The 24,349-nt window shown below is 27.7% G+C and carries 23 protein-coding genes; 11 read left to right on the forward strand and 12 right to left on the reverse strand.

The annotated features are described in order from the left end of the window. Window positions 1-111: 111 nt before the first annotated feature. On the forward strand, window positions 112-1,791 hold the full coding sequence (locus ACYQ44_RS05085; RefSeq protein WP_459995696.1) for a Na+/H+ antiporter NhaC family protein: 1,680 nt from the start codon (window positions 112-114) through the stop codon (window positions 1,789-1,791). A gap of 49 nt (window positions 1,792-1,840) precedes the next feature. On the opposite strand, the gene ACYQ44_RS05090 is transcribed toward ACYQ44_RS05085, so the two are convergent. The 9 genes from ACYQ44_RS05090 to ACYQ44_RS05130 form a co-directional block, all read right to left on the reverse strand. Next, on the reverse strand, window positions 1,841-2,338 hold the full coding sequence (locus ACYQ44_RS05090; protein WP_459995697.1) for a hypothetical protein: 498 nt from the start codon (window positions 2,336-2,338) through the stop codon (window positions 1,841-1,843). A 76-nt stretch (window positions 2,339-2,414) separates the two neighbouring features. Then, complete coding sequence (locus ACYQ44_RS05095) at window positions 2,415-4,931, reverse strand: adenosylcobalamin-dependent ribonucleoside-diphosphate reductase (protein ID WP_459995698.1); 2,517 nt, start codon at window positions 4,929-4,931, stop codon at window positions 2,415-2,417. Window positions 4,932-5,191: 260 nt separating this feature from the next. Next, window positions 5,192-6,148: a thioredoxin-disulfide reductase gene (trxB, locus tag ACYQ44_RS05100; RefSeq protein WP_459995699.1), complete on the reverse strand. Its 957-nt coding sequence runs from the start codon at window positions 6,146-6,148 to the stop codon at window positions 5,192-5,194. Between the two features lie 3 nt (window positions 6,149-6,151). Beyond that, complete coding sequence (gene pdo, locus ACYQ44_RS05105) at window positions 6,152-6,829, reverse strand: protein disulfide oxidoreductase (protein WP_459995701.1); 678 nt, start codon at window positions 6,827-6,829, stop codon at window positions 6,152-6,154. An 18-nt stretch (window positions 6,830-6,847) separates the two neighbouring features. Beyond that, window positions 6,848-7,207 (reverse strand): PadR family transcriptional regulator, encoded by a 360-nt coding sequence (locus tag ACYQ44_RS05110; RefSeq protein WP_459995702.1) that lies wholly within the window; start codon window positions 7,205-7,207, stop codon window positions 6,848-6,850. A gap of 157 nt (window positions 7,208-7,364) precedes the next feature. Beyond that, window positions 7,365-9,794 (reverse strand): HD domain-containing phosphohydrolase, encoded by a 2,430-nt coding sequence (locus tag ACYQ44_RS05115; RefSeq protein ID WP_459995704.1) that lies wholly within the window; start codon window positions 9,792-9,794, stop codon window positions 7,365-7,367. Between the two features lie 77 nt (window positions 9,795-9,871). Next, window positions 9,872-11,515, reverse strand: a complete 1,644-nt coding sequence (locus ACYQ44_RS05120; protein ID WP_459995706.1) for a GGDEF domain-containing protein — start codon at window positions 11,513-11,515, stop codon at window positions 9,872-9,874. Window positions 11,516-11,531: 16 nt separating this feature from the next. Continuing rightward, entirely contained in the window at window positions 11,532-12,554 is a 1,023-nt protein-coding gene (locus tag ACYQ44_RS05125) for an alpha/beta hydrolase (protein ID WP_459995708.1), read from the reverse strand. Continuing rightward, on the reverse strand, window positions 12,544-13,413 hold the full coding sequence (locus tag ACYQ44_RS05130) for an alpha/beta hydrolase fold domain-containing protein (RefSeq protein WP_459995709.1): 870 nt from the start codon (window positions 13,411-13,413) through the stop codon (window positions 12,544-12,546). The genes ACYQ44_RS05125 and ACYQ44_RS05130 overlap by 11 nt, the downstream gene beginning before the upstream one ends. Before the next feature lie 390 nt (window positions 13,414-13,803). Between ACYQ44_RS05130 and ACYQ44_RS05135 the strand changes: the two genes are divergently transcribed. Together ACYQ44_RS05135 and pepT are read left to right on the forward strand one after the other, a co-directional pair. Next, entirely contained in the window at window positions 13,804-14,802 is a 999-nt protein-coding gene (locus ACYQ44_RS05135; protein ID WP_459995711.1) for a hypothetical protein, read from the forward strand. Window positions 14,803-14,858: 56 nt separating this feature from the next. Beyond that, complete coding sequence (pepT, locus tag ACYQ44_RS05140) at window positions 14,859-16,076, forward strand: peptidase T (RefSeq protein ID WP_459995712.1); 1,218 nt, start codon at window positions 14,859-14,861, stop codon at window positions 16,074-16,076. Window positions 16,077-16,092: 16 nt separating this feature from the next. On the opposite strand, the gene ACYQ44_RS05145 is transcribed toward pepT, so the two are convergent. The 3 genes from ACYQ44_RS05145 to ACYQ44_RS05155 all read right to left on the reverse strand — a co-directional run bounded on the left by ACYQ44_RS05145 (window position 16,093) and on the right by ACYQ44_RS05155 (window position 18,712). Then, a complete protein-coding gene (locus ACYQ44_RS05145) occupies window positions 16,093-16,749 on the reverse strand; it encodes an HAD family hydrolase (RefSeq protein ID WP_459995713.1) in 657 nt (218 codons plus the stop codon). A gap of 155 nt (window positions 16,750-16,904) precedes the next feature. Further along, window positions 16,905-18,041 (reverse strand): DegT/DnrJ/EryC1/StrS family aminotransferase, encoded by a 1,137-nt coding sequence (locus ACYQ44_RS05150; RefSeq protein ID WP_459995714.1) that lies wholly within the window; start codon window positions 18,039-18,041, stop codon window positions 16,905-16,907. Further along, window positions 18,038-18,712: a winged helix-turn-helix transcriptional regulator gene (locus tag ACYQ44_RS05155; protein ID WP_459995715.1), complete on the reverse strand. Its 675-nt coding sequence runs from the start codon at window positions 18,710-18,712 to the stop codon at window positions 18,038-18,040. Before ACYQ44_RS05155 ends, ACYQ44_RS05150 begins: the two co-directional genes overlap by 4 nt. Before the next feature lie 202 nt (window positions 18,713-18,914). Between ACYQ44_RS05155 and ACYQ44_RS05160 the strand changes: the two genes are divergently transcribed. From ACYQ44_RS05160 to ACYQ44_RS05195, 8 genes are all read left to right on the forward strand, one after another. Beyond that, entirely contained in the window at window positions 18,915-19,205 is a 291-nt protein-coding gene (locus ACYQ44_RS05160; protein WP_459995716.1) for a DUF5320 family protein, read from the forward strand. Next, entirely contained in the window at window positions 19,202-19,450 is a 249-nt protein-coding gene (locus tag ACYQ44_RS05165; protein WP_459995717.1) for a DUF5320 domain-containing protein, read from the forward strand. The genes ACYQ44_RS05160 and ACYQ44_RS05165 overlap by 4 nt, the downstream gene beginning before the upstream one ends. Window positions 19,451-19,561: 111 nt before the next feature. Further along, complete coding sequence (locus ACYQ44_RS05170; protein WP_459995719.1) at window positions 19,562-20,410, forward strand: ATP-binding protein; 849 nt, start codon at window positions 19,562-19,564, stop codon at window positions 20,408-20,410. Next, window positions 20,407-21,279, forward strand: coding sequence for an ATP-binding protein (locus ACYQ44_RS05175; protein ID WP_459995721.1), 873 nt, complete (start codon window positions 20,407-20,409; stop codon window positions 21,277-21,279). The genes ACYQ44_RS05170 and ACYQ44_RS05175 overlap by 4 nt, the downstream gene beginning before the upstream one ends. Window positions 21,280-21,296: 17 nt before the next feature. After that, complete coding sequence (locus ACYQ44_RS05180) at window positions 21,297-21,641, forward strand: NifB/NifX family molybdenum-iron cluster-binding protein (protein ID WP_459995722.1); 345 nt, start codon at window positions 21,297-21,299, stop codon at window positions 21,639-21,641. 12 nt (window positions 21,642-21,653) lie between these two features. Beyond that, window positions 21,654-21,986 carry a NifB/NifX family molybdenum-iron cluster-binding protein gene (locus ACYQ44_RS05185; RefSeq protein WP_459995723.1) on the forward strand — a complete coding sequence of 111 codons (333 nt, stop codon included), beginning with the start codon at window positions 21,654-21,656 and terminating at the stop codon, window positions 21,984-21,986. A 20-nt stretch (window positions 21,987-22,006) separates the two neighbouring features. Continuing rightward, on the forward strand, window positions 22,007-22,270 hold the full coding sequence (locus tag ACYQ44_RS05190) for a 4Fe-4S binding protein (RefSeq protein WP_459995725.1): 264 nt from the start codon (window positions 22,007-22,009) through the stop codon (window positions 22,268-22,270). Between the two features lie 23 nt (window positions 22,271-22,293). Further along, window positions 22,294-24,153 (forward strand): NAD(P)/FAD-dependent oxidoreductase, encoded by a 1,860-nt coding sequence (locus tag ACYQ44_RS05195; RefSeq protein WP_459995726.1) that lies wholly within the window; start codon window positions 22,294-22,296, stop codon window positions 24,151-24,153. Window positions 24,154-24,349: the final 196 nt, after the last annotated feature.

The raw sequence follows: 24,349 nt of genomic DNA on the forward strand, positions 1-24,349 counted from the left end.
GTAAAAAATAAATTTCTCTAAAATCAGGTAAAATAACATATATTAACTATTTTTGACAAAATCATGTAAAATATGATATAATAATTAAAAATCAATTAAGGGAGGGTGCTTATGAAGAAAAAACTTACGATCTTTTTTATTATGTTGGTTTTTGTTTTAATGGCGACTTTGGCTTTTGCTGAGGGAGGAGATGCAACAACTATAAATTATGGTTTTTGGTCTATTATTCCACCTCTTTTGGCAATTATTTTAGCATTTGTTACAAAAGAAGTTATTCTTTCCTTATTATTAGGTGTATTTTCGGGAGCTTTAATTAATGTTTTTGCTACATCAGATTCAGGTTTTTTTATGAAACTCATCGAAAGTTATACAAAAACTTTTGAATATCCTGTAAATGCCTTAGCTGATGGTTGGCATGCTGGTATTATAATTTTTACGTTGACTATAGGCGGTATGGTTGGTGTTATTGCAAAAATGGGTGGTACAAGAGCGATAGCTAATGCACTTGCTAAAAAGGCAAAAACAGCAAGAAGTGCACAATTAGCAACTGCATTGATGGGTGTTGTTGTTTTCTTTGATGATTACGCAAATACATTAATTGTTGGACCTACAATGAGACCATTAACAGATAAATTAAAGGTTTCAAGAGAAAAATTATCATACATTGTTGATTCAACTGCAGCTCCAGTTGCAACAATGGCTGCAATTTCTACATGGATAGGATATGAATTAGGTCTAATTGGAGATGCATTTAATGCATTAGGAACAGACGTTAATCCATATGGGGTTTTCTTCCAATCTATTCCATATAGAATGTATGGTTTATTCGCCTTATTTATGGTATTTATGATAGGAGCTTTGATGAGGGATTTTGGACCTATGTATGAAGCAGAAAAAAGAGCTAGATTAACAGGTAAGGTATTAGCAGATAATGCAGAACCTATGCTTTCAACAGATTTTGAAAAAGAATTAGATGAAAGTGATATACCGTTAAAAGTATCAAATGCATTAGTACCTATATTAACATTAATTATTTTTGCTTTTATTGGATTATGGTATTCAGGTGGAGGATTATCCGAGCCATTTACATGGGATGGAATTAGAAATGCTTTTGGTAATGCTGATGCTTCAGCTGCATTGATTTGGGCTTCTGCTTTAGCAAGTATAGTTGCGGTTATTATGGCTGTTTCTCAAGGTATTATGACATTGAGAAAAGCATTAGAAGCTTGGGTAGAAGGCGCAAAATCACTTGTTATTACTACAATTATTTTGATTCTAGCATGGTCAATAGGCTCTATTGCTTCTGATTTAGGAACAGCAGAGTATTTAGTTCAAGTTGTATCTTCATCGTTACCTAGCTGGTTGGTTCCAGCATTAGTATTTATTATGTCATCAATTGTTGCATTTGCAACAGGAACTTCATGGGGTACAATGGCTATTATGTTACCTTTAGCAGTTCCTTTAGCAGCAGCATATACAGGAAACGAACCATCAACATTAGTATTTGCAACATTGGGAGCAGTTTTGACAGGATCAACATTTGGAGACCATTGTTCTCCTATTTCAGATACAACTATAATGTCTTCTATGGCATCATCAGCAGATCACATTGATCACGTTAAAACACAGTTACCTTATGCAGTTACAGCAGCATTAGTAGCAGTTGTTGGATATATTTTTGTAGGATTAGGATTACCAATTTGGTTAACATTAATATTAGGATTTGCAGGATTATTTTCAGTAATAAGATTCTATGGAAAATCAACAGATCCAAAAGATTTAAAAGCATAATAACAAAAGGAGTGGAATTAATTCCGCTCCTTTTGTTAAGTATATTAAATTAAAATATTTTCAATCTAAAACTTTGAATATCTTCATCAGAACTTTCATATTCTTCTTCATCAACAATATTGTATTCCCAATCAAAAAGAGTTAAGAATATTTTTCCTTCTCTGCACTCAGTGAATATTGAAGGTACAGTATCATCTTCATCATCTATGCTCATAGCTTCAACTATAAAAGAATAAGCTTTTGCATCAGTAATATCTGATATATCTTTTAATAATTTTTCTGCTAAATCAAATTCTTCATCACTTTCAAAAGAAAATGGAAATGGGATTGCAATATCTTTAGCTTCATTTCCGTATTCACTAAGCATTTCTTTTAAATCTTCAGCAAAATCAGCATCAAACTCTGAAACTTTCTCTATTAATTTTGTAGTTTTTTCATCATTTAATGAAGTCCATACCATTACTGTTGGGTGAATATGATCACCGTGAAATATACCGTCATTTGCCCCTTCAATAGCAGCTTCATGATAACTTTTGCATTTTGCCATTTTAACACCTCACGTTATTTATAATAATATAAATTATACTTTAAAAATATAACTTTTATGCTATATTTATTTTAAGCTATGAGCATTTTGACCATCCGCATGTTTTACATGAAATACAACCTTCTGTCATTAATAATGAATTTTTACTTAAACATGTAGGGCAGTATGTGTTTCCTTCATTATCAATATAATATCCCTTAACATACTCTAATTTATTTGCATGAACAAATTTTTCAACCTCTTCTTTGCTTAAAGGTTTTCCAACATGAAATATTTCTACTTCATTTTCTTTCCACAATGATTCGAAATCATCAAGAGCGCTTTTTATTTCTTTAGATATACCTTTACAGTATGTACCTTTTACCTTAGATAATTGTTCTAGTATTTCATCTACAGAAACTCCTGATCTTAGTGCTATTGAAGATAATCTGCCAATTATTTCAGCAGTTTCAGTTCCATCTGAAAGGAAGATTTCTATAGCTTCACCATTATCGTCAAATGATACTGTAATATAAACTGTACCTTCTTGAGTTTTGAATTTTCTTGTTACACTCTTTAGTGTCTCTTTTCGCGGACGAGCTCTTAATTTATGTTTTTCATCTAAAACGAAGAAAGTAACTTTTTTATCCTCTTTTTTTTCTGCTTTTGTTAAAACTTGTGTTTCTAAAGACCCATCTCTATATATTGTTATCCCTTTTAAATTTAATTCCATTGCCTTTTTATAAATATCTTTTATTTCTTTAACTGTAGCTTCTTTTGGCAAATTAATAGTTTTTGAACACGATGCATCTAAATAGCTTTGAATAACATTTTGTGCTAAAAGATGATCCATTCCAGAAATATCCATAGCAGTTACAAAAATTTTTTTAAATTCTTCAGGAATTCCTTCAATATTTTGAATTGATCCTTTTTCAATTATTTCAGCTTCTAATTCACTATTTAATAAACCATCTAATTTATCTCTTAAAATTTTGTTCATATATGGCAATGGAACTCTGTTTCCTTCCTTATCGGTCATATATCTAATATATGCAAGCATAAAATTTGGCTCTATTCCGCTAGAAGTATCTGCAATATTTGAAATGGATCCTGTTGGAGCAACTGTATTAACTTGGACATTTCTTTTATATTTTTTTGCTTCCCCATAAAAATGTTCTTTGATAAGATCATTCCAAACTTTTATATTTTCTGAATAATTATCATCCAACATAGGAAAAGGAATAAATCCTGATTTATACTTAGATTTTTCAAAGAGAGGGAAATTTCCTCTTTCTTTTGCGAGTTCTGTACTAGCAAGATGAGAATAGTACGCAAATTGAGCCATCGTTTCAGCCATAAATTTTCGGCCATTATCGGAATTATATGGTAATTCTTTTTTATATAATGCATCTGCAAGTCCCATAATGCCTAGTCCTATAAATCTTTGTTCTTTTGAAACTTTATCAATTTGTTCAAGTGGATATACATTTATATCAATAACATCATCAAGGAATCTTGTTGTCCAATAAATTAACTCTTTTAATAAGTTATTTTTTTCATCATTGGGATTTCCAAGGTCAATAAAATCAATAATTTTAGCTATATCAATTGAGCCCAAATTACAACTCCCATATGGCGGCAAAGGTTCCTCTCCACAGGGATTAGTAGCACTTACAGGTGTAATATCTCCTAAAGCGTAGTATTTATTATGTCTTCCAAGAAAAAGCATTCCAGGATCTCCTGATTTCCATGCATTATTAGCAATTAAATCGAACAACTCTTTAGCTTTTATTGTTTTTTTAATATTTGAATTTGGATGAGATAATTCTAATTCCTCGTCATTTTCAAGCTTTTTAAGAAATTCTTCAGGATTATCAAAATTAATAGATATATTAAAATAATTTAGGACAGATTTTCCATCATTATTCTTTTTTGAATTAATAAAGTCTATTACGTCAGGATGGTCGTATCTCATTACAGCCATTTGAGCACCACGTCTCGCACCGCCTTGTTCAATTGTGGAAGCTGTTGTGTTAAAAACATGCATAAAACTTATTGGTCCAGATGATTTTCCACCTGTACCAGCAATAGAGCTATCTTTCGGTCTTAATTCAGAAAAATCATAACCCACTCCGCCACCGTATTTTTGTATTAATGCAGCATCTTTTACAGCATCAAAAATTCCTTCCATAGAATCTTCAAGAGGTACAACAAAACATGCTGATAGCATATTATGACGGGATCTAGAATTATATATATTTTTATAATCTTCTAATGTCATTTCTTCGATGGTTTTTTTAAAAATACTTTGAGGCAAAGTTTTTCCAGCGTTGAATAAGGTTGGGCTATTTGGTAAAAAAACACGGCTTTTTAAAAGTTTATAATACTTTTTTTCTACTTCATGTATCTTTTCAATATCATCTATATATAATATTTCTGCGCTAGCAATATATCTTGACACTCTTTTTGAAATATCATCCCAATTATATTCAAGATAATTTCCTTTTCCATCTTTTAATAAATATCTATCTCTTAAAATTCTTTCTGCATTTTCTGATAAATTTATATCAGAAAAAAAATCTAAAAATTCCTCAATATTATATATTTTTTCCACAAACCATACCCCCTCATAAAAATTTTTTCATTACCATTATACCACAATATGTTGTGGTGTAATAAAATATTTACACTACAATTTGTGAATTTTTTAGATAATAAACGGATTATTATTTTTCATGAATCTTATAATAAAGGGTTAAAATTTATCTTAAATTTTTTGAATTAATATAATATTAATAAAATTAAGATAAATATAAAATAAAAAAACCGGCGATAATTTTCGCCGGTTTTTTATTAATGGTTTGATAATCAAAATTAATTGAAATATTCTCTTACTGCAAATGATGCTGCTATGGCTCCGTCTGCAGCTGCAGTTATGATCTGTCTTAATTCTTTTTGTATTACATCTCCTGCTGCAAAAACTCCTTTAACATTTGTTTCTTTGTGTTCATCAGTAATTATATAACCATATTTATCTAATTCTATTTTACCTTCAAATAATTTAGTAACAGGTAATAATCCAACGAAAATAAATACTCCATCAACATCGAAGTTTGTTATTTCTCCTGTTTCTTTATTTTCAAGTACTAATTGATTTACTTTTTTATCACCTTTTATTTCCTTAACTGTTGAATTCCATATGAATTTTATATTTTCTGTGTTAAAAGCTTTATCTTGATATATTTTATCTGCTCTTAATTTGTCTCTTCTATGTATAATATAAACTTCTTTTGCTATTTTTGAAAGGTATAAAGCTTCTTCAACAGCAGTATTTCCTCCACCGATTACAGCAACCTTTTGATTTTTAAAGAAATGACCATCACAGGTTGCACAGTAAGAAACACCTTTACCTGCAAAATCTTTTTCGCCAGGAACACCTAATTGTTTAGGAGTAGCACCAGTTGCAATAACTACAGTTTTTGTTTTTACAATATTTCCATCATCTAATGAAATAATTTTTTCATCTTTTGAAAAATCAACATTTATTACTTCACCATAGTGAAATTCAACGCCAAAATTTTTTGCGTGTTCTCCTAATTTTTCTGCTAATTCTTCTCCAGTAATAGAAGTAAATCCAGGATAATTTTCAACGTACTCTGTTAGATTTACTTGACCACCATCTAAATCTTTTTCAATGATTAATGGTTTAATTCCTCCTTGTACAGCATATATTCCAGCTGCAACACCTGCGGGACCTCCACCAATAATAACCATATCATAATATTCGTTTAAATTGTTTTTACTTTTAGATGTTCCTAAATCAAAGAACATTTATTATCCCTCCACAGCTTTTAATACTTCTTCAACAAAGTTTGGTTCAGGGTATGCACCAATAAATTCACCTTTAACAACCCATTCTCCGTTTTCAAATACTTCAATAACTGTGTGTGGCACTGAGCTTACGTTATGTTTCATTGAGATTTCGTAAAATTCATTAGCTTCTACCATTTCACCATTGATATTTTCATTAATCATTGCTGCTTGATGAGCTGATAAAACTGCTCTTGGGCAGTACAGACATGTTGGAGTAACAAAAACTCTTAATCTCATTTTTTTATTTATATCTTTTAATTTGTTAACTGTATCTTCTGATAATTCTACCTCACCATTTTTAGATAATAAAATTAAATCTTGTAGTAATGTACTGAATTCATGACCTGATGGTATTCCATAAAATCTTACTCCTAAATCAGAACCATTTGAAGCTAAAATTACTGTAGCTGGAGCTAATGTTTTATCAATATTATATTCTTCAGCAATTGGTGAATCAATATGATGTACGTCTAAATCAACATTTTCCACACCATCTTTTAATTCTGTATATAATTGTTTTGTTACATCACAGTATTCACAATTTTCTTTTTCAAATAAAATGATTCTTACTCTACCTTTCATTTCTGCTAATAAGTCTCTAACTTGTTCTAACGTTTTTTCATCTAATAATTTTTCCACAAAAAACACCTCCGAATGTTATATATTTTCTTTTGCTTTTATAATAAAATTTTTAAATACTTCAATCTGAATTTCCATTTCTTCAATAAAACTTTTCATTCTTTCTTTTCCTTTTTTTGTTATTTTATATATTTTTCTTGGCGGACTAGATGTAGTATCCCAATCAAATTCAATCTCATTTTTCTTTTCTAAATCTGATAATGCTCGATAAACTCTCCCTTTTTGTCCTATTCCTTCAGGGATAGTTACTCCCATTTCGCATAATCTATTGGACAATTCATATCCATAGCTAGGCTTTTCAGCAATTAAAATAAGAAGCAAATCACATATTAGCTTTCCGCTTTTATTAAATACTTTACATTTATTTACTTCTTTCATATTTTTCCTCCAAATTACAACCAAAAAAGTCATATTTTTCTTTCACACACATATTATATACAAAATGTATATATTTGTCAATAAGAAAAGATAACAATAATGTATGTGTTGTATTTAAAAAAAGTTACAAAAAAACTAAGTCGCATTGTGTGCGGTTTTAGTCTGCAAAGGAATTGTATATATTTTTAATTTCTAAAGAATAAGTTTTGAAAATTTCTAAAATTTTTGGATTAAAATCATCTGGGGATGTTCTATTATCTCCGCTTAATATTATTTTCATTGAAAGATCATGGGATAATGCTTCTTTATATGGTCTTTTTGATCTAAGTGCATCATATACGTCGACAATAGAAACAATTTGAGCTTCAATGGGGATCATATCACCTGAAATATTAAAAGGATATCCACCACCATTATATTTTTCATGATGATATAATGCTATTTTTAAAGCAGTGTCAAAATATTGATCATTACCCAATAAACGTTTGGCATAAATAGTATGTTTTTTCATTATTTCAAATTCTTCTTCAGTTAATCTAGTTTTTTTGTTTAATATTTCTAAGGGGATAAAAATTTTTCCAATATCGTGTAAGGGAGCAAACTCATGTATTTCTAAAATTTTTTCATTTGGTAATTTTAATTTTTTAGCAATAAAAGATGCTAATTCTCCTACTCTATATATATGTTGTCCGGTTACATCATCATGTGCTTCAGCAACCAAAGCCAATTTATTTGCAAAGTTTAAATAGGCATTTTTTACTTGATCAATGTTTAACTTTGTGGATAATGTTGTCTTAGCAATATTAATAAAAGCCTTGAAAATTAATTTATCAGATTCGTTAAAGTTTTTTTTACTTTTTTCAGAAGTTTCAAGAGCAAAACTTAATAATTTATCTTTGCTTATTTTTGCTGTAGCAATCATTATTTCATTGGGGATTTTTATAGCATTTGAAAAATTCGATTTTAAATTTTTATCATCAAAAACCCTTTCATTAAATTGTTCTAATTCTTCTTTTTTAAATATTTTTATTTTTTCACCAGTTTGTATCATATATTTACTCTTAAGAGGGAGATTTTTTAAAATATTAATATTATGTCCTACAGTAGAAATAAATTTCCATCTATCACTTTCAGAAATTGAAATACTTCCATATTCAGCATTTTCAGAAAGTTCAATAGCAAATTTTAATAAATAATCAAAATATTCATTTAAATCAATATCGCTATTTCCAAGATAATTAATGATATTAATTATTTTAAATAGTTTATTATTTAAGGATTCTAATTCAGCATTATTTTTTTCTAATAATTTTTGATGTTTTATGATATCTGTTATATCAACCCATAAAACTAATAAGCCTTTTTCGTTATCAGAAATGGAAATAGATGATTTATAATCTTTAAAATATTTAATCATGTTATTTATATTTAATTCAAATGTATCAATAAAACCTTTTTTATTTGATGATAAAATTTCAATATCTTCTATTATTGAATCTTCCACTAGTTTTTTATTTTTTTCATTAAATAAATCAAATAATGATTTCCCCATAATTTCTTCTTTTTTAAAACCAAGAAGTTTTGAAAAAGCATTATTAGCAAAAATAATTTCCTGTTTGATATTTTTAATATATATAGGATTAGGAGAAAGATTTACTATTTCTTCTATTAATTTTTTTGATTTATTCAATTCATCGATTTTTCCTTCTAAATTATTAAGTGCTTCTTTTAAAAGTTCTGTTCTTTTATCAACTTCTTTTTTTAATAGTTTTGAATATAAATAAAGCAACATTAAAATTACAATAACACTAATGATTCCGAGAAAAATAGTATATTTAAGCCAATTTGGTACTTTTTCTCTTATAACGGGTTCAAAATACTTATCAAATTTTTTATAATAATATGAGTTTTTATTCTCTTTTAATTTTTTAATATCTTTATCAAATAAGTTAAATAAAGATTTTAAATTATCATCCTTTCTATACATAATATAACCACCAATAGGCTTAAAAATAATAGAAGTTTTATTAACAGAGTAATATTTTTCTCTATCAAGTCCAAAAAAACGTGGTACAACTCCTGCGTCAATTTCTTTTTTATCTAATTTTTTAAAAATATCATCATATGTATCTAATTCAATAAAATCAGCATTTATTTTAAAGCTTTTTAATATATCTTTTATTCCATTACTCCCTGCATAAAAAACATCGGTTTTCATTACACCTATTTTTTTATCTTTTAAATCTAATATAGATTTAAGGGATAAATTTTTTCTTGTATATATAACAGCCCATTCAAAAAATATAGGTTCATTATTAAAATAAAAACTATTAGCTCTTTCTTTAGTATAAGCTAAAGGAGCTATAGCATCGATTTTATTATTTTTTAATTTTTTAATTAAATTTTCTTGTGTATCAATTATAATATTTAACTGGATGCTGTTGTTTTTAGCAATATAATTTAGAATATCATTTAGAAAACCATTTTTTTCGTCAATAACAATAGGTTCAGCTTTATACAATCCTATGGTTATGGGAAAAGAAATTATATTTATTATTAAAAATAAAATAAAAAATATTTTTTTCATGTTAAAATCACCTTACTATTATGTTGTGTTAGAACTATATCATTTTTTGGTAAAATAATAAGTATTAACTTGTTAAGTTAATATATAATTTTATTTTTTCCTTTGTTTTTAGCAATATATGTCTTCTTATCTGCTGCTTTTACAAGTTGTGATATTGATGTTTTAGAACTATCTTCTATGCCAACACTAAATTTGATATTTGCTTTTGTTAAATTCTTTTTTAGTCTTTTAATAATTTTATTAGCATTAAATTTGTTTATGTTTTCAAAAATAATAACAAATTCATCTCCACCATATCTATAGGCTCTATCATTACTTCTTATAGAAGTTTTCAAGATATTAGAAAATTCTTGTAATATTAAATCTCCTTTTAAATGTCCATATTCATCATTAATCTGTTTAAAATTATCAAGATCAATAAAAGCTAGGGAAATTAAGGTTTTATTTTTCTCGTATTCGTCTAAATCTTTTTTTAATTTAGATGAATTGTATAATTTAGTTAAATAATCAGTTTCGCTTAATTTTCTAATTTCCTTAAAGTTTTCTCCATGAATAATAATCATAGAAAGTATTTTTGCTAAAGAAGATAATATTAACATGTCTTCATTTGTTGGACGTAACCCATCTTTTGGACTATCACAAGAGATATAACCTATAATTTTATCATTCTTATCTTTTAATGTTAATGCTAATAAATCATTTTTATCCCAAATATAATCTTTATTATGTACAATTTGAGTATTTATATTTTGTTCTGGAATAAAATAATAATTTTTATCTAATCTTTCCGTTACATTTGGTATAAAATATACATCACCATATCTATATTCATTCTTAAAAACATCTGATATAATTTCAGAAGCTTTAACCTTTCTTTTTTTAAAACTTTCAAACTCTTTTTTAGAAAATCCTGCATAAGCAACTCTTTTTATTAAGTCATTTTCATAATCTATTTCAGAAATTAACACATAATTATAACCTAATTTTTCATTAAGAAATTGTGCAGTATCATTTAAAATTTTATATTTAGAAGCTTTTATAGAATATGAATATAATAGGTTTGAAAATTCAAGCATAATCTCATTGAATTTTTTTAATCGTTTATTTTTGATAGCTTCTTCTTCTTTTTCATATAAATATTTATTTAAAAAGAAATAAATTCCTAGAAATAACAAGTTTTGAAACAAAAAATAATATTTCGCTATATTATTTTGACTGAGTAAATATAGATATATGCTTGGTAAAGAAGCAATAAAAAATATATATTCAACTAAAAACATTAATATATTAAATTTTCCAATATCAGAGAGAATAGAATTAATAACTTTTGAGAGTGTTACGAATAAAAATAAATCAATATATAAATTAAAATGTAAAGTATTTATAATAAAATATGATCCATAGTACATAATAAAATATACATAAAGTTTTCTAAGTCTTTGTAAAAAAGTCAGTTTTTCTAATCTAAAAAAGGTTAGAATTGATGCCAAAAACATGTATTGTGGGCCGTATAAATATGCGACCAAAAAACCAGGAAGATTAGAAACAAGACGTGTTTTATTTTTCCATTTTACATCTATATTGTCTGAAATGAAAGTTATTAAAAGGACTATAATAGCATTTTTTAGATTAAAATCCCATTTTATTGGAAATACGAAAATAAGCAATAAAGCTATAATGCCATTAATGGTCAGATTTTCAAAATAATTCTTTTTAAACACCTTGGTCCCCCCATATTCATTTTTTTATTATTTCATCATCAAGTGCTTCTTCGATTTCATCAAAGCCAAATAATCGACTTTTTATTTTTAAGTCTTCGATATTTAGCATATTAATGATATTTTTAGCTAATAAGAATTCAAATGGTAACCATGTAACATGTCCTGAGGGGATAATATAATGTTTGGAGCCTTTGAATTCTTTGGCTAACATCTTTCTGCTTTTTCGTGACAAGGTTCTATCAAATAGAGCTTCTACAAAAGTAACCTTTTTAGGATTTATTAAATGTGCATATGATAAAGGATCTATTTTAAATAATGGATGTACAATTTCAGATTCAATTAAATCATTTAAAGACATATTTTTTACAATATTTAATTGTTTATGATAAATATCAAATATTTTTTTAGGATTATGTAAATCAAAATCATCTTTAAATCCTTTTTCAATTAGTCTTTTTACAAATTTTGTAGCAGGTGAATTGTATAATATTTCTGGCAAATGACCACCTGTTGTCATTAATAGAAAATGTTTTAATTGAGGGTTTAATGCTTCAACAATTGTTCCCACCATTCCTCCTAAGCAATATCCAATTAAAATATTTTCTTTTTTCCATAATCCTTCTTGTTTTAAAAAATCTAATGTTGTTAAAGTATCAATAACACCGTGTTCCCAAAATTTATACATAATCTTCAAATCAGGCCATAAGTAATTTCTTCCACTAACTGAATTTTTATCAACCCTGGTATAATTTCCAGGTAGTATAAGTATAGAAGTGTTTATTCCGACACTTGCAAGCCTTCTTGCAAGCCATATCATATATTTAATATTAGCACTACCCAAACCGTGTAAAATTAATGCAGAAGCATAAGTCTTGTCTTTGGGAATAAAATTATATAGTTCGACGGTTTCTGTTCCTTCTGCGGGTTTTCTATATAAAGTTTTAAAGCGTATATAATTGCATCTATAATGTTTTCCTTTAAAAATAAATCCAGAAATAAAATCAATATTTTTTTTCTCGTATGAAAAATCAATTTTCATTTTTCATCAAACTCCTTATAAATTTAACAGTTTCATGTAATATTCTTATAGTCTGAATATCTCTATTCTCAAATTCAAAAGCATGATCACCATTTTTATGAACAAGAATTTTAGTTTGAACCCCTTTTTCCCTTAATTTTTTTAATAATTCAACAGATGATGAAAATGGAACGGTTTTATCTTTTTTTCCGTGTACTAATAAAATTGGTTTCATATTTTTATTTATCCAGAATATTGGAGAGTAATATAGATACTTTCCATCTTTTGTAGGGGTTGGCAAATCTTTTAATGTCGTTGCAGTAGCTATTTTGGCAAAAACGGATTTAACATCTTTATCAAATAAATGTTTTAAATTTGACGGAGTATAATAGGCAACTACACCTTGTATTCCTGAAATATTTTTTTCATTCTTTACAAAAGTATTATAAGCATAGTATAATAATGAAAGATGCCCGCCTGCTGATAGTCCCATCAATACAATTTTATTTTTATCTAAAGAAAGGTTATAGGCTTTTTCTTTAATAAAATTTAAGGCATCAGTATAATCGGATAAAATATCATCCATAGTGTGGGAAATGCCTAATCTGTAATCAATCGAGACAACGGCAAATCCTTTTGAAGCTAAGAATTTACACCATGAAACATTGTTTTTTTGATTTCTAAAACCAGATACCCATCCACCACCATGTGTGAAAAAAACAATAGGATGAATACCTTTTTCTTTTGGATAATAAATATCCAATTTTAAATCACGATTATTGACTTTTTTATATGTGTACGTATATGGACCATCAAAATTTTCTGCATCTATAGGAAGTTTTCTATTTAATAAATTTAGAATATATAATATAAACCACAAAACAAAGCCATATATTAAAACTATACCACCCCATATAAATGAAAGGGTTAAAATTAAAATGGTATAGATTCTTTTTAATATATTTTTGTCCAAAATAATCACCTAACTATATTATAATATTTTTAATTATACCACATTAATACCATGTCCAAAAAGTACAACCACTCAAACCTTAATTGGTAATCTTCGAAAATAGTATATTTTCGTAATTGTTTTTACACAGATCGTATCAGATTCACATCTATGCTCGGCTTCATATGCTATTTTTTCAGACAATGTTCTAGTTTTTGTTTACCTTACTTAGATATGGTATACATTAATATTATACAAAATTTTATAATAATTTATAATAGATTTTTTAAATAAATTTGTATAAAAGGAGTAGAATATATGAGTTTTGGGAAAATATTAAAAATAATAGAAGAAAAAGATTTTATAGAACACAATAAAAAAATTAGAAGAGAGGTATTGAAAGTTAACAAATGGTTATTAAAACCTAGAACATTGAATAAAAGAAAAATGTTATCTATTTTTAGGTTTTTAAGTAAAAATGCTGAAAGAAAAATCTTAAGTAAGCATTTAAATGATTTACAATTTTTGCTTATTCATATTGTTGAAAAACCAAAAGAAAATAGAATAAAAGATTTAAAAAAATATTATAATTTACTGGAAGAAGATGTTCAAATGATAACATTTTTAATGTATCCAGATAAATTTCCTCCAGGTGGATATGAAAGCAAATTGAAAAAATATGGAATAGAATTATATTCACCAAAAGTTATATTTAAAAAATTACCATTTAAAGATTATATAGATTTATATGCTTTAATAACATATGTACCTCTTGATGAGAAAAATCCTTTTATACAAAACCTTCTTGACGAAATACTAAAAATAGATCCACTAGAAGATAAAAAATCTTATTTCAAAAAGGTTATAGACATATATAAAAATTTAAATGATTTTGAAAGACATATATTAAATATACAATTAAAGAATTTTTCATATTATCATTATAAATTATTTAATACTGATTTTGTAAAAGGACTTGTAATTGATGGAAGTAATGTTGTTAGATATCAGAATATTAATTCTTTACAATTTTTAATTGAAATACTTGATAATATGTTTTTGGGGAAAGTTTCTTTTTTTCCTATACATATAGTATTTGATAATAATATTAAATATTTTTTAAATGAAGAGGATAGAAAAGTTTTGTCTTTGTTATCAGATAAAAAAAGAGTATATTTTAATTCTCCTGCTGATGAATTAATTGTTTATATATCCAATAAATACGATTACTATATATTATCTAATGATAATTTTAAAGAATACAAAGTAAATGAGAATAAACTCTTAAAAATAGAAGATTTCAAATTTGACAATTAATTAATCACATGATATATTAATTATGTAAAAATAATTTATTGTGAAAGGAGAAAAATATGAAAAAAGTTTATGAAAGGTTTATAGAATATACAAAGTTTTATACTACATCAAATGAGGAATCAAAATCTTGTCCCTCTACACCAGAGCAATTAATTCTTGCAAAGTATTTAAAAGAGGAATTAGAAAGTATTGGAATGAAAGATGTTGAATTAGATGAAAATGGTTATGTGTATGCAACACTTCCTTCGAATACAAATAAAGAAATTCCAATAATAGGTTTTATAGCTCATATGGACACTTCTCCTGCATTAACAGGGAAAAATGTAAATGCAAAAATAATAAAATATGAGGGTGGAGATATAATCTTAAATGAAGAAAAAAATATAATCTTGAGTTCAAAAGAATTTCCTACATTAAATAATTATATAGGTCAAGAAATAATAGTTACTGATGGTAATACATTATTGGGAGCTGATGATAAGGCAGGGATAGCAGAAATAGTAACAGCAATGGAATATTTAATTGAACATCCGGAAATTGAGCATGGAACAATAAAAGTTGGATTTACACCAGATGAAGAAATAGGAAGAGGGGCTGATAGGTTTAATGTAGAAAAATTTGGAGCGGATTTTGCATATACTGTAGATGGGGGAGAAATCGGAGAACTAGAAGCAGAAAATTTTAACGCTGCAACAGCAACATATACGGTTCATGGAAAAAGTATTCATCCAGGAACTGCAAAGGATAAAATGATAAATGCAGCATTAATTGCTTCAGAATTAGCGATGATGTTTCCAGAAGCACAAACACCACAACATACTGAAAAATACGAAGGTTTTTTTCATGTGGTTCATATTTCCGGTGATTGTGATAGTGCGAAGTTAGTGATGATTGTAAGAGATCATGATAAAACTTTATTTGAAAATAAAAAATGGTTATGTGAGAAAAATGTTGAGTTATTAAACAGAAAATATGGTGAAGGAACAGTAGAATTAGAATTAAAGGATAGTTATTATAATATGAAAGAAAAGGTGCCTTTTGAGATTGTTGAAATTGCGAAAAAAGCAATGGAAAATGTTGGGGTTAAACCTATTATTAAGCCTATTAGGGGCGGAACAGATGGAGCAAGATTATCTTATATGGGATTACCATGTCCGAATATCTTTACAGGTGGCCATAATTTTCATGGAAGATATGAATATATACCAATACCTTCTATGGAAAAAGCTGTAGAAACAATTATAGAAATAATTAAAATTGTAGCAAAAAAATGAGAATGGTTGTCCATTCTCATTTTTTAATTATTTTCCAATTATTTTTTTTAGCTATTCTTTTTAATCTAAAATCTGGCGACACACAAACAGGATTGCCAACTATTTTTAATAAAGGTAAATCGGAGATGGAATCGCTATAAAAATATGCTTCTTTTAAGTCAAAATTATTTTCTTCGCATAATTTTTTTGCTTCTATAACTTTGTTTTCTTCATACATATAAGTTCCCATTTCTCCAGTTATAATCCCATTTTTTATTATTGTTTTAGTGCAAATAGCATCATCAAATTTTAAATATTCAGCAACTGGATTAACTATAGAATCTGGAGAAGCGGATATAATTACGAGATAAGCATTATTATTTCTATGATATTCAATTTCTTTTTTCATACTTTCTCTTATATGATATTTGCCATCTTCTTCAAACCATTGTTTTGCAAAACCAAAAGCTTCTTCAGCACTTTGACCTGCATATTGTGCTGCAGTTTCACGCATCATTTTTTCCATATCTTTTATTTCAAAGCCAAGTTTATAAAATAATGTAAATAAACCCATTCTATAATATTTCCACCAAGAGAATTTACCATGTTTTATTTCATATTTATAATAAAGTTGTGGACTGTATTTATCTAATAAAGTTCTATCTAAATCAAAAAAAGCTACATATTTCTTCATAATTACCTCCTATACGAAATATATAGCTTTATTATATCATATTTTGTATCTAATAACAATTAAATTTATCATATTAATGTCTTTCAATAGTGTTTAAAAAAACAAAAATCCCCTTCAATTTTTATGTGAAGGGGGGAAATATGAGCTAATTTTCTTTATTTCTTATAATACTCTTTTATTGATTTTACAATATATTCTTGTTCATTTAAAGTTAATTCCGGGAATATAGGAAGTGCTAAAGTTGTTCTTGTAGCTGTCTCTGTTATTGGAAAATCGCCTTCCTTATATCCAAGATATTCAAAACATTTTTGTTGATGCAATCCTTTAGGATAATAAATGGATGTTCCTATGCCTTTTTCAGTTAAAAATGTTCTTAATTCGTCTCTATTACCTTTTTTTAGAGTAATTACATATTGATGATATACATGTGATTTGTCTTCAAAAACTTCTGGATAGTCAATGAAATCTACTAAATTGAACTTTTTAAAAAGCTTATCATAATTTTTTGCAATATTAATTCTCTTTTCTATATATTCATCAAGATATTTTAACTTTATTCTTAGTATTGCAGCTTGTACTTCATCTAATCTTGAATTAAAACCAACTTCATCATGATAATATCTTTTTGAAGCACCATGAACTCTTAATTTTTTAATTCTATCAGCAAGAGATTCATTATTTGTAAATACCATTCCGCCATCGCCATATCCTCCAAGATTTTTTGTTGGGAAAAATGATGTAATACTTAAATCACCTATTGAAAATCCTTTTTTGTCTTTCCACTTTGAACCTATTGATTGTGCTCCATCTTCAATAATATAAACTCCATATTTTTCTTTAAAGTATTGTAATCTATCTAAATCTATAGTTTTTCCAAATAAGTGGACAGGAATTATGGCTTTTATTTTATCTTTTTCAGGATGTGTTTTAAGTATTTTTTCAACTTGATCTAGGTTCATATTGTAATATTTTTTTTCAATATCAACAAATATAGGAGTTGCACCATTTCTTGTTATGCAACTAGCTGTTGCAAAAAAAGTATATGGAGTTGTAATTACATAATCACCATTTTTTATATCTAAAGCTTTAACAGATAATACCAAGGCATCAGAACCATTAGCAACACCTATTGCGTACTTTGTACCAACGTATTGGGCTAATTCTTCTTCCAATGATTTTACATTATGGCCTAAAATAACTTTACCGTTACTAAAAATTTCATCTAAAGAATTTAAAACTTCTTTCCTTATGTTTTGATACTGTCTCGTTAAATCAAATAAAGGTACTTTCATTTTAATTCCCCTTTCTCTAAAGATACATTTCCATTTTCATCAATGTTAAATATATAAATGTTTGAAAGATCGTATTCCATTGCATTTTTTAAAATATTTTCTGAATGCCTAAAAGAAGCTATAATAATCATATCATAATTTAAATTTTTAATCTCTTTTGGTGAATAAATATTTATTCCGTGAAGCTTATCACCTTGTTTTGAAATTGAATCATCTATAAAGCCAATGACATTTATACTTTCGCTATTTAAAACTTTTAAAACAATACTTCCGACAACTCCAGCACCATATAATAAAATATTTTTATATCCCATATTTTCTATTCTATTTAAAACTTTATTAAATGATTTTTTTGTTTCAGAGTATATCTTTGATACCTCATTAATAAAAGATACAGTTAAAAATTGTAATCTTTTTTTTCCATTTTTAGTTATTTCATAATTCATATTTCTCCTATTTTCACCTGTTTTGATAATATAATTTTTATCTTCAAAATCCTTTAAATATCTGTTAACCATTGATGGAACAATCCCCACACTTCTCGCTATTGTTTCTTGAGATACTTTTTCATTTTGTGAAATTATCTGTAATATCATTAATTCTCTAAAATTTGGTGAAGGATTAAAAAAAGTATAATCTTCAAAATCAAACATTTCATCACCTCTTTTCATTCACTGAGTGAATTATAACATGATATTCTTTCAAAGTCAATAAAATTTAATAATCTATGTGTAATAAGGATATTTTCTATAAATTTAAAGTATAATATATAAAAATCTTAACATTTTTTTCAACAAAAATACTTGACATATATATGTATAAAATATATAATAAAAATGGATATATATAAAAAACATATAGGAGGTGAGTGACATGGCATATTATGAAGATGATTATGGATATGGAAGAAATTATGGAAGAGGTTTTGGATCGGGCAGAGGATATGGAATGGGAAGAGGAATGGGTCGTGGATACGGAAGAGGTTTTGGACGCGGTTATGGAAGAGGATTTGGTTATGATAATTATGAAGATTATTATAGACCAAGTATAGAAGACGAAAAAGCTATGTTGATGGATTATAAAAGATATCTTGAAGAAGAAATACGTTTTGTTGAAGAAAGATTAAGAGACATTGATAAACATCTTCAAGGAGGTGAAAGATGATGCCAGGATTTGATGGAACAGGACCAATGGGAACAGGCCCAGTAGGAAGAAGAATGGGACCATGTTCAAATTCAGGCTATATTAATCCAGTTTCACCTAGATATGGTTTAGCTAGAGGTAACATGTTCTATGGATTTAGAAGTGGTTATGGAAGAGGATTTGGTATGGGAAGAAAATTAGGCATGGGTTATGGAAGAGGATTTGGTATTGGTTATGGTAGAGGACGCGGCAGAGGCTGGTGGTAAATAGAAAATTAAGGGTTGGGAAAACCAACCCTTTTTTAAAAAAATGGATATATTATTTTTGTATATATAGTGGTATAATATATATAAAGATATTAGATAGGAGGAAATGGTGTGAAAATAACAATATTAAGTGGAAAAGGCGGTACAGGGAAAACTACTGTTTCCACCAACTTAGCATATACATTATCAAAAATATATAATGTTCAGTTATTAGATGTTGATGTTGAAGAACCAAATGATCACTTATTTTTTGATATAAAATTTAATAAAGAGGAAAGCGTAGATATATTACTACCTGTTGTAGATAATGATGCATGTATAAGATGTGGAGAATGTGCAAAAGCATGTCAGTTTGGTGCAATTTCTGTTTTTCCAACAGGAACAATGGTATTTGAAAGTTTGTGTCATGGTTGTGGGGCATGTGCAATGGTTTGTCCTGTAGATGCAATTAAGGAGGAACCAAAAAGTATTGGTAAGATAAAATTAGGTGAAATAAATGAAAATTTAAAATTTGGAATGGGTCTTTTAAATATAGGAGAACCATCAGGTGTAAGAATTATAAGACAATTAAAAAAACATATAGATAAATCGGCAGATGTTGTATTAATTGACTCACAACCAGGTACGTCATGTCCTGTAGTAGAAAGCTTGAGAAATACTGATTTTGCTATTTTAGTAACAGAACCAACAACATTTGGGCTACATGATTTAGCGCTTGCTGTAGATTTAGTAAAAGAAATGGAAATACCTGCAGGTATAGTTGTAAATAGAGATACAGGTAAGACAAATATGATAGATGAATACGCAGAAAAGGCTAATATTCCTATTTTATTAAAAATCCCTTTTGACAGAAATATAGCAAAATTATATTCCGAAGGAAAAATATTCTCTCAATATATGCCAGAATGGGAAGAAAACTTTAGAAAAGCTTTTGAAGCAATAAAGGGGATGATTATATGAAACAATTAGCTATAGTAAGCGGAAAAGGTGGAACTGGTAAAACTACACTGAGTTCCTCATTTGGAGAATTATTGAATAATGCAGTTCTTGCAGATTGCGATGTTGATGCTGCCAATTTAAACTTAATGTTTAATGGTGAATTAAAGGAAAAACATGATTATTATGGTGGAAAGAAAGCAATAATAGATCAGAATAAATGTGATAAATGTGGAATTTGTAAGAATGTATGTAGATTCGAAGCTATAACATTTGAAAATGGAATATATGATGTAGATCCATATGCATGTGAAGGATGTAATGCATGTGTTATAGCATGTCCTCAAGATGCTATTAGACTTGAAACAGCATTATCTGGAGAATATTATTATTCAAGCGTAAATGGAGAAAAGGATATAGTTCATGCAAATTTGAATCCAGGTGAAGAAACATCAGGTGGATTAGTTGCTGAAGTTAGAAAATTAGCAATGGAAAAGGCTAAAGAAAAAGGTAAAGATATAGTTTTAATTGATGGAGCACCTGGAATTGGATGTCCTGCAACTTCGTCTATTACAGCAACAGATTATGTTGTTATAGTAACAGAGCCCACATCTTCAGGATTGCATGATTTAAAAAGAATTATTGAAACAGTTAGACATTTTAGAAGAGATTTTGGTGTAGTTATTAATAAATATGATTTAAATCCTGTTGTAAGTAAAGAAATAATTAATTATTGTATAAGTGATGAAATAGAGGTTTTGGGCGAAATTCCTTTTGATGAGACAGTAGAAAAATCTAATTTAGAAATAAATCCTGTTGTTAATTATGAAAATAGTCCAGCTGCTGAATCAATTAAGGAAATTTTTGATAAGGTAATGAAAAAATTAAAATAAATTATGGAGGTGTTATTATGAAATTAGCAATACCATCACAAGGAAAAACTTTAGATTCATTAAGCAATGATAGATTTGCAAGAGCAGAACTTTTTGTAATTTATGATTTAACTAAAGGTGAAATTGCAGAAATTATTGAAAACACAGCAAATGATGCGCATGGAATGGGGCCAAAAGTATCACAAATGTTGGCTGAAAAAGGAGTTAATGTATTAATATTAGAAAGTGTTGGGAAAAATGCTTTTGAGGTATTAAAAGCTGCAGGAATAGAAGTGTATTTAACAAAAAAAGATACATTAGCTAATATAATTGAAAATTATAAGAATGGAAAATTAGAAAAAGTAGAAAGCGCAACACATTAAGGAGTGATTAGTGTGAAAATAGCATTTGGAACTAAAGATGGAGTACATTTGAATGATGAACATTTTGGTCATTCAGAAATATATGTAGTATATGAATATGATGGAAATGAATTTAAAAAAGTAGAAGAAATAAAAAATCCATATGCAGAAACACATATGCATGCAAAGGTAGAAGAAATATTGGAATTTTTAGGCCACTGTAAGGTTTGGGTAGGAAATTCTATGGGAAAAGGTTCAATGATAAAATTAGATAAATTGGGATATAAGCCTTTAATTGTAGAAGGGAAAACAGTTGAGGATGCAATGGAAGAAATAAGATATATGCTTGCTGGTGAACTGGAATAGATGATGGCGGAGGTGATAAAATGCCATGGGTAAGAGAAAGTGATTGTATAAAATGTAAAATTTGTATAAATGTATGTCCAGTTGAAGGAGCAATAACTTTAAAAGATGATGGTTATCCATATATAAATAATGACATATGTACAAGATGTGGGTTATGTATGGAAAAATGTCCTAAAAACGCTATAAGACCAAATTTTGAAAATCCTGTTATGCGTGGTATGGGTCGAGGAAGAGGAATGGGCCGAGGACTTGGAAAAGGATTAGGACGAAATAGGGGATTTTAAAAATGAAAAAGGGGTGATTTTTCTTGAAATTTGGAAAATTAGAAACGAAAAATCATATATTCATGGCTCCAGTAAAAACAGCATTAGCTACACCAAAAACAGGATTTATTACAAATGAACAAATAAAATACTATGAAAGAAAAGCAAAAGGTGGAGTTGGGACGATTATTTTAGAACCAATTTCTGTACTCCCATCGGGAAAAGAACATCCTAAACAAACTATGTTGAATACAGATGAGCATATAGAAGGAATGAAAAAATTATCAGATACACTTCATAAACATGGAACAAAATTAATTGTTCATCTTAATCATGCAGGGAGAGCTGCTAATCCTAAAGCATCAGGAGAAGTGTTAGCACCATCACCACTTAAATGTCCATCTACAGGTCAAACGCCAAAGGAATTATCAGAATATGAAATACAAAATATACTTGATGCATTTAAAGAAAATGCGTTAAGAGCTCAAAAAGCTGGAGCAGATGGTATCGAAATTCAATTTGGTCATGGTTATATAGTTCATCAATTTTATTCTAAAAGAATGAATAAAAGAACAGATGAATATGGAAAAGATAGATTCAAATTTGCTAAAGAACTGTTGTCAAAATTAAAAGATATCCAAATTCCTTTATTTTTAAGAATTTCTGGAAATGAGTTTGTGGAAAATGGAATTTCAAATGAAGATTTAAAAACTATATTTGCTCTTGCTGAAGAATTTGGAGTTTCTGCTATTCATGTAGGTTGGGGAAATGTATGTGATTCTGCACCATGGTATTATAATCACATGTCATTACCAACAGATGTAATGGATAAAAAATTAAAAGAAATTAGAGAATTAACTTCATTACCATTAATAGCAGCAGGTAGAATGCATAAGAATGAAAGATATATAAAATTAGTGAATGATAAAGTAATAGATGGAGTTGTATTTGGAAGGCAATTAATTATAGATCCAGATTTTCCAAATAAAATATTATCAAATTCAAATAATTATTTAAGATGCGGAAGTTGTTTGCAAGGATGTCTTGGCAATGTAAAAGCTGGAAAACCAATAGGTTGTATTGCAAATCCAGAATTGCATAAAGAATTTGTTGTTAATATTGAAAATAAAAAGAAAATAGCAATAGTTGGTGCAGGTCCAGCAGGATTATTTGCAGGATTATATTTAAAGAAAAAGGGTTACGATATAACAGTTTTTGAAAAAAATGAATACTTAGGTGGTCAATGGGTATTAGCATATAGATCGCCTGGAAAAATATCAATGAAAGATACATTAGATGATTTAATAAGAGAAGCGGAAAAGGAATTAACTATAAAAATAAATACAGAAGTTACGGTAGAAACGCTTAAAAATAAAAAATTTGATGCAATTATTGTTGCAACAGGAGCAAATCCATTTGTCCCTCCTATTAAAGGTTTGGAAAACTACATTACTGGTTTTGATTTCTTTGAAGGGAAAAAAGCAAATGGTGAGAGGGTATTAATAATTGGTGGAGGTTTAATAGGTTTAGAAGTAGCTGAAGCATTAGTTAAAGAAAATAAAAAAGTTACTGTTGTCGAAGCATTAGATGAAGTTGGAAGAGGAATGGAGATAGTAGCAAGTAAACTATTCCAGAAAAATTATGCTCCAAAAATATCTATTTATACAAAAACTCTGGTAAAGGAAATTAAAGGAAAAGAAGTATTTGTTCAAACAAAAGAAGAAGTAGTATCATTGGGAGAATTTGATGATATTATAGTTACAGCGGGAACAAAGCCCAATAATAAGCTATATGAAGAATTATCAAAAGAATTAGACAATGTGTATTTAATAGGAGATGCTTTAAAAGTTGGACAAATAATAGATGCAACAACAGGTGGTTTTGAATTAGCAATGAAGATATAACGGCAAGGAAAATATTGTTTCAATTTATTATAAAAACTAAAAAGTAAATTACCAATAAAATCCAGGAACCTATGGTATAACAAACCATTGGGACCTGGATTTTTTTTAGATTAAATATTTAAAATTGCTTTTAGCATAATGAAAAGTTGTGTTTTTACACAAAGAGTAAATTCTGAAATTTTACCTATCTAAATTA

The sequence above is a fragment of the Marinitoga arctica genome (assembly GCF_054657315.1).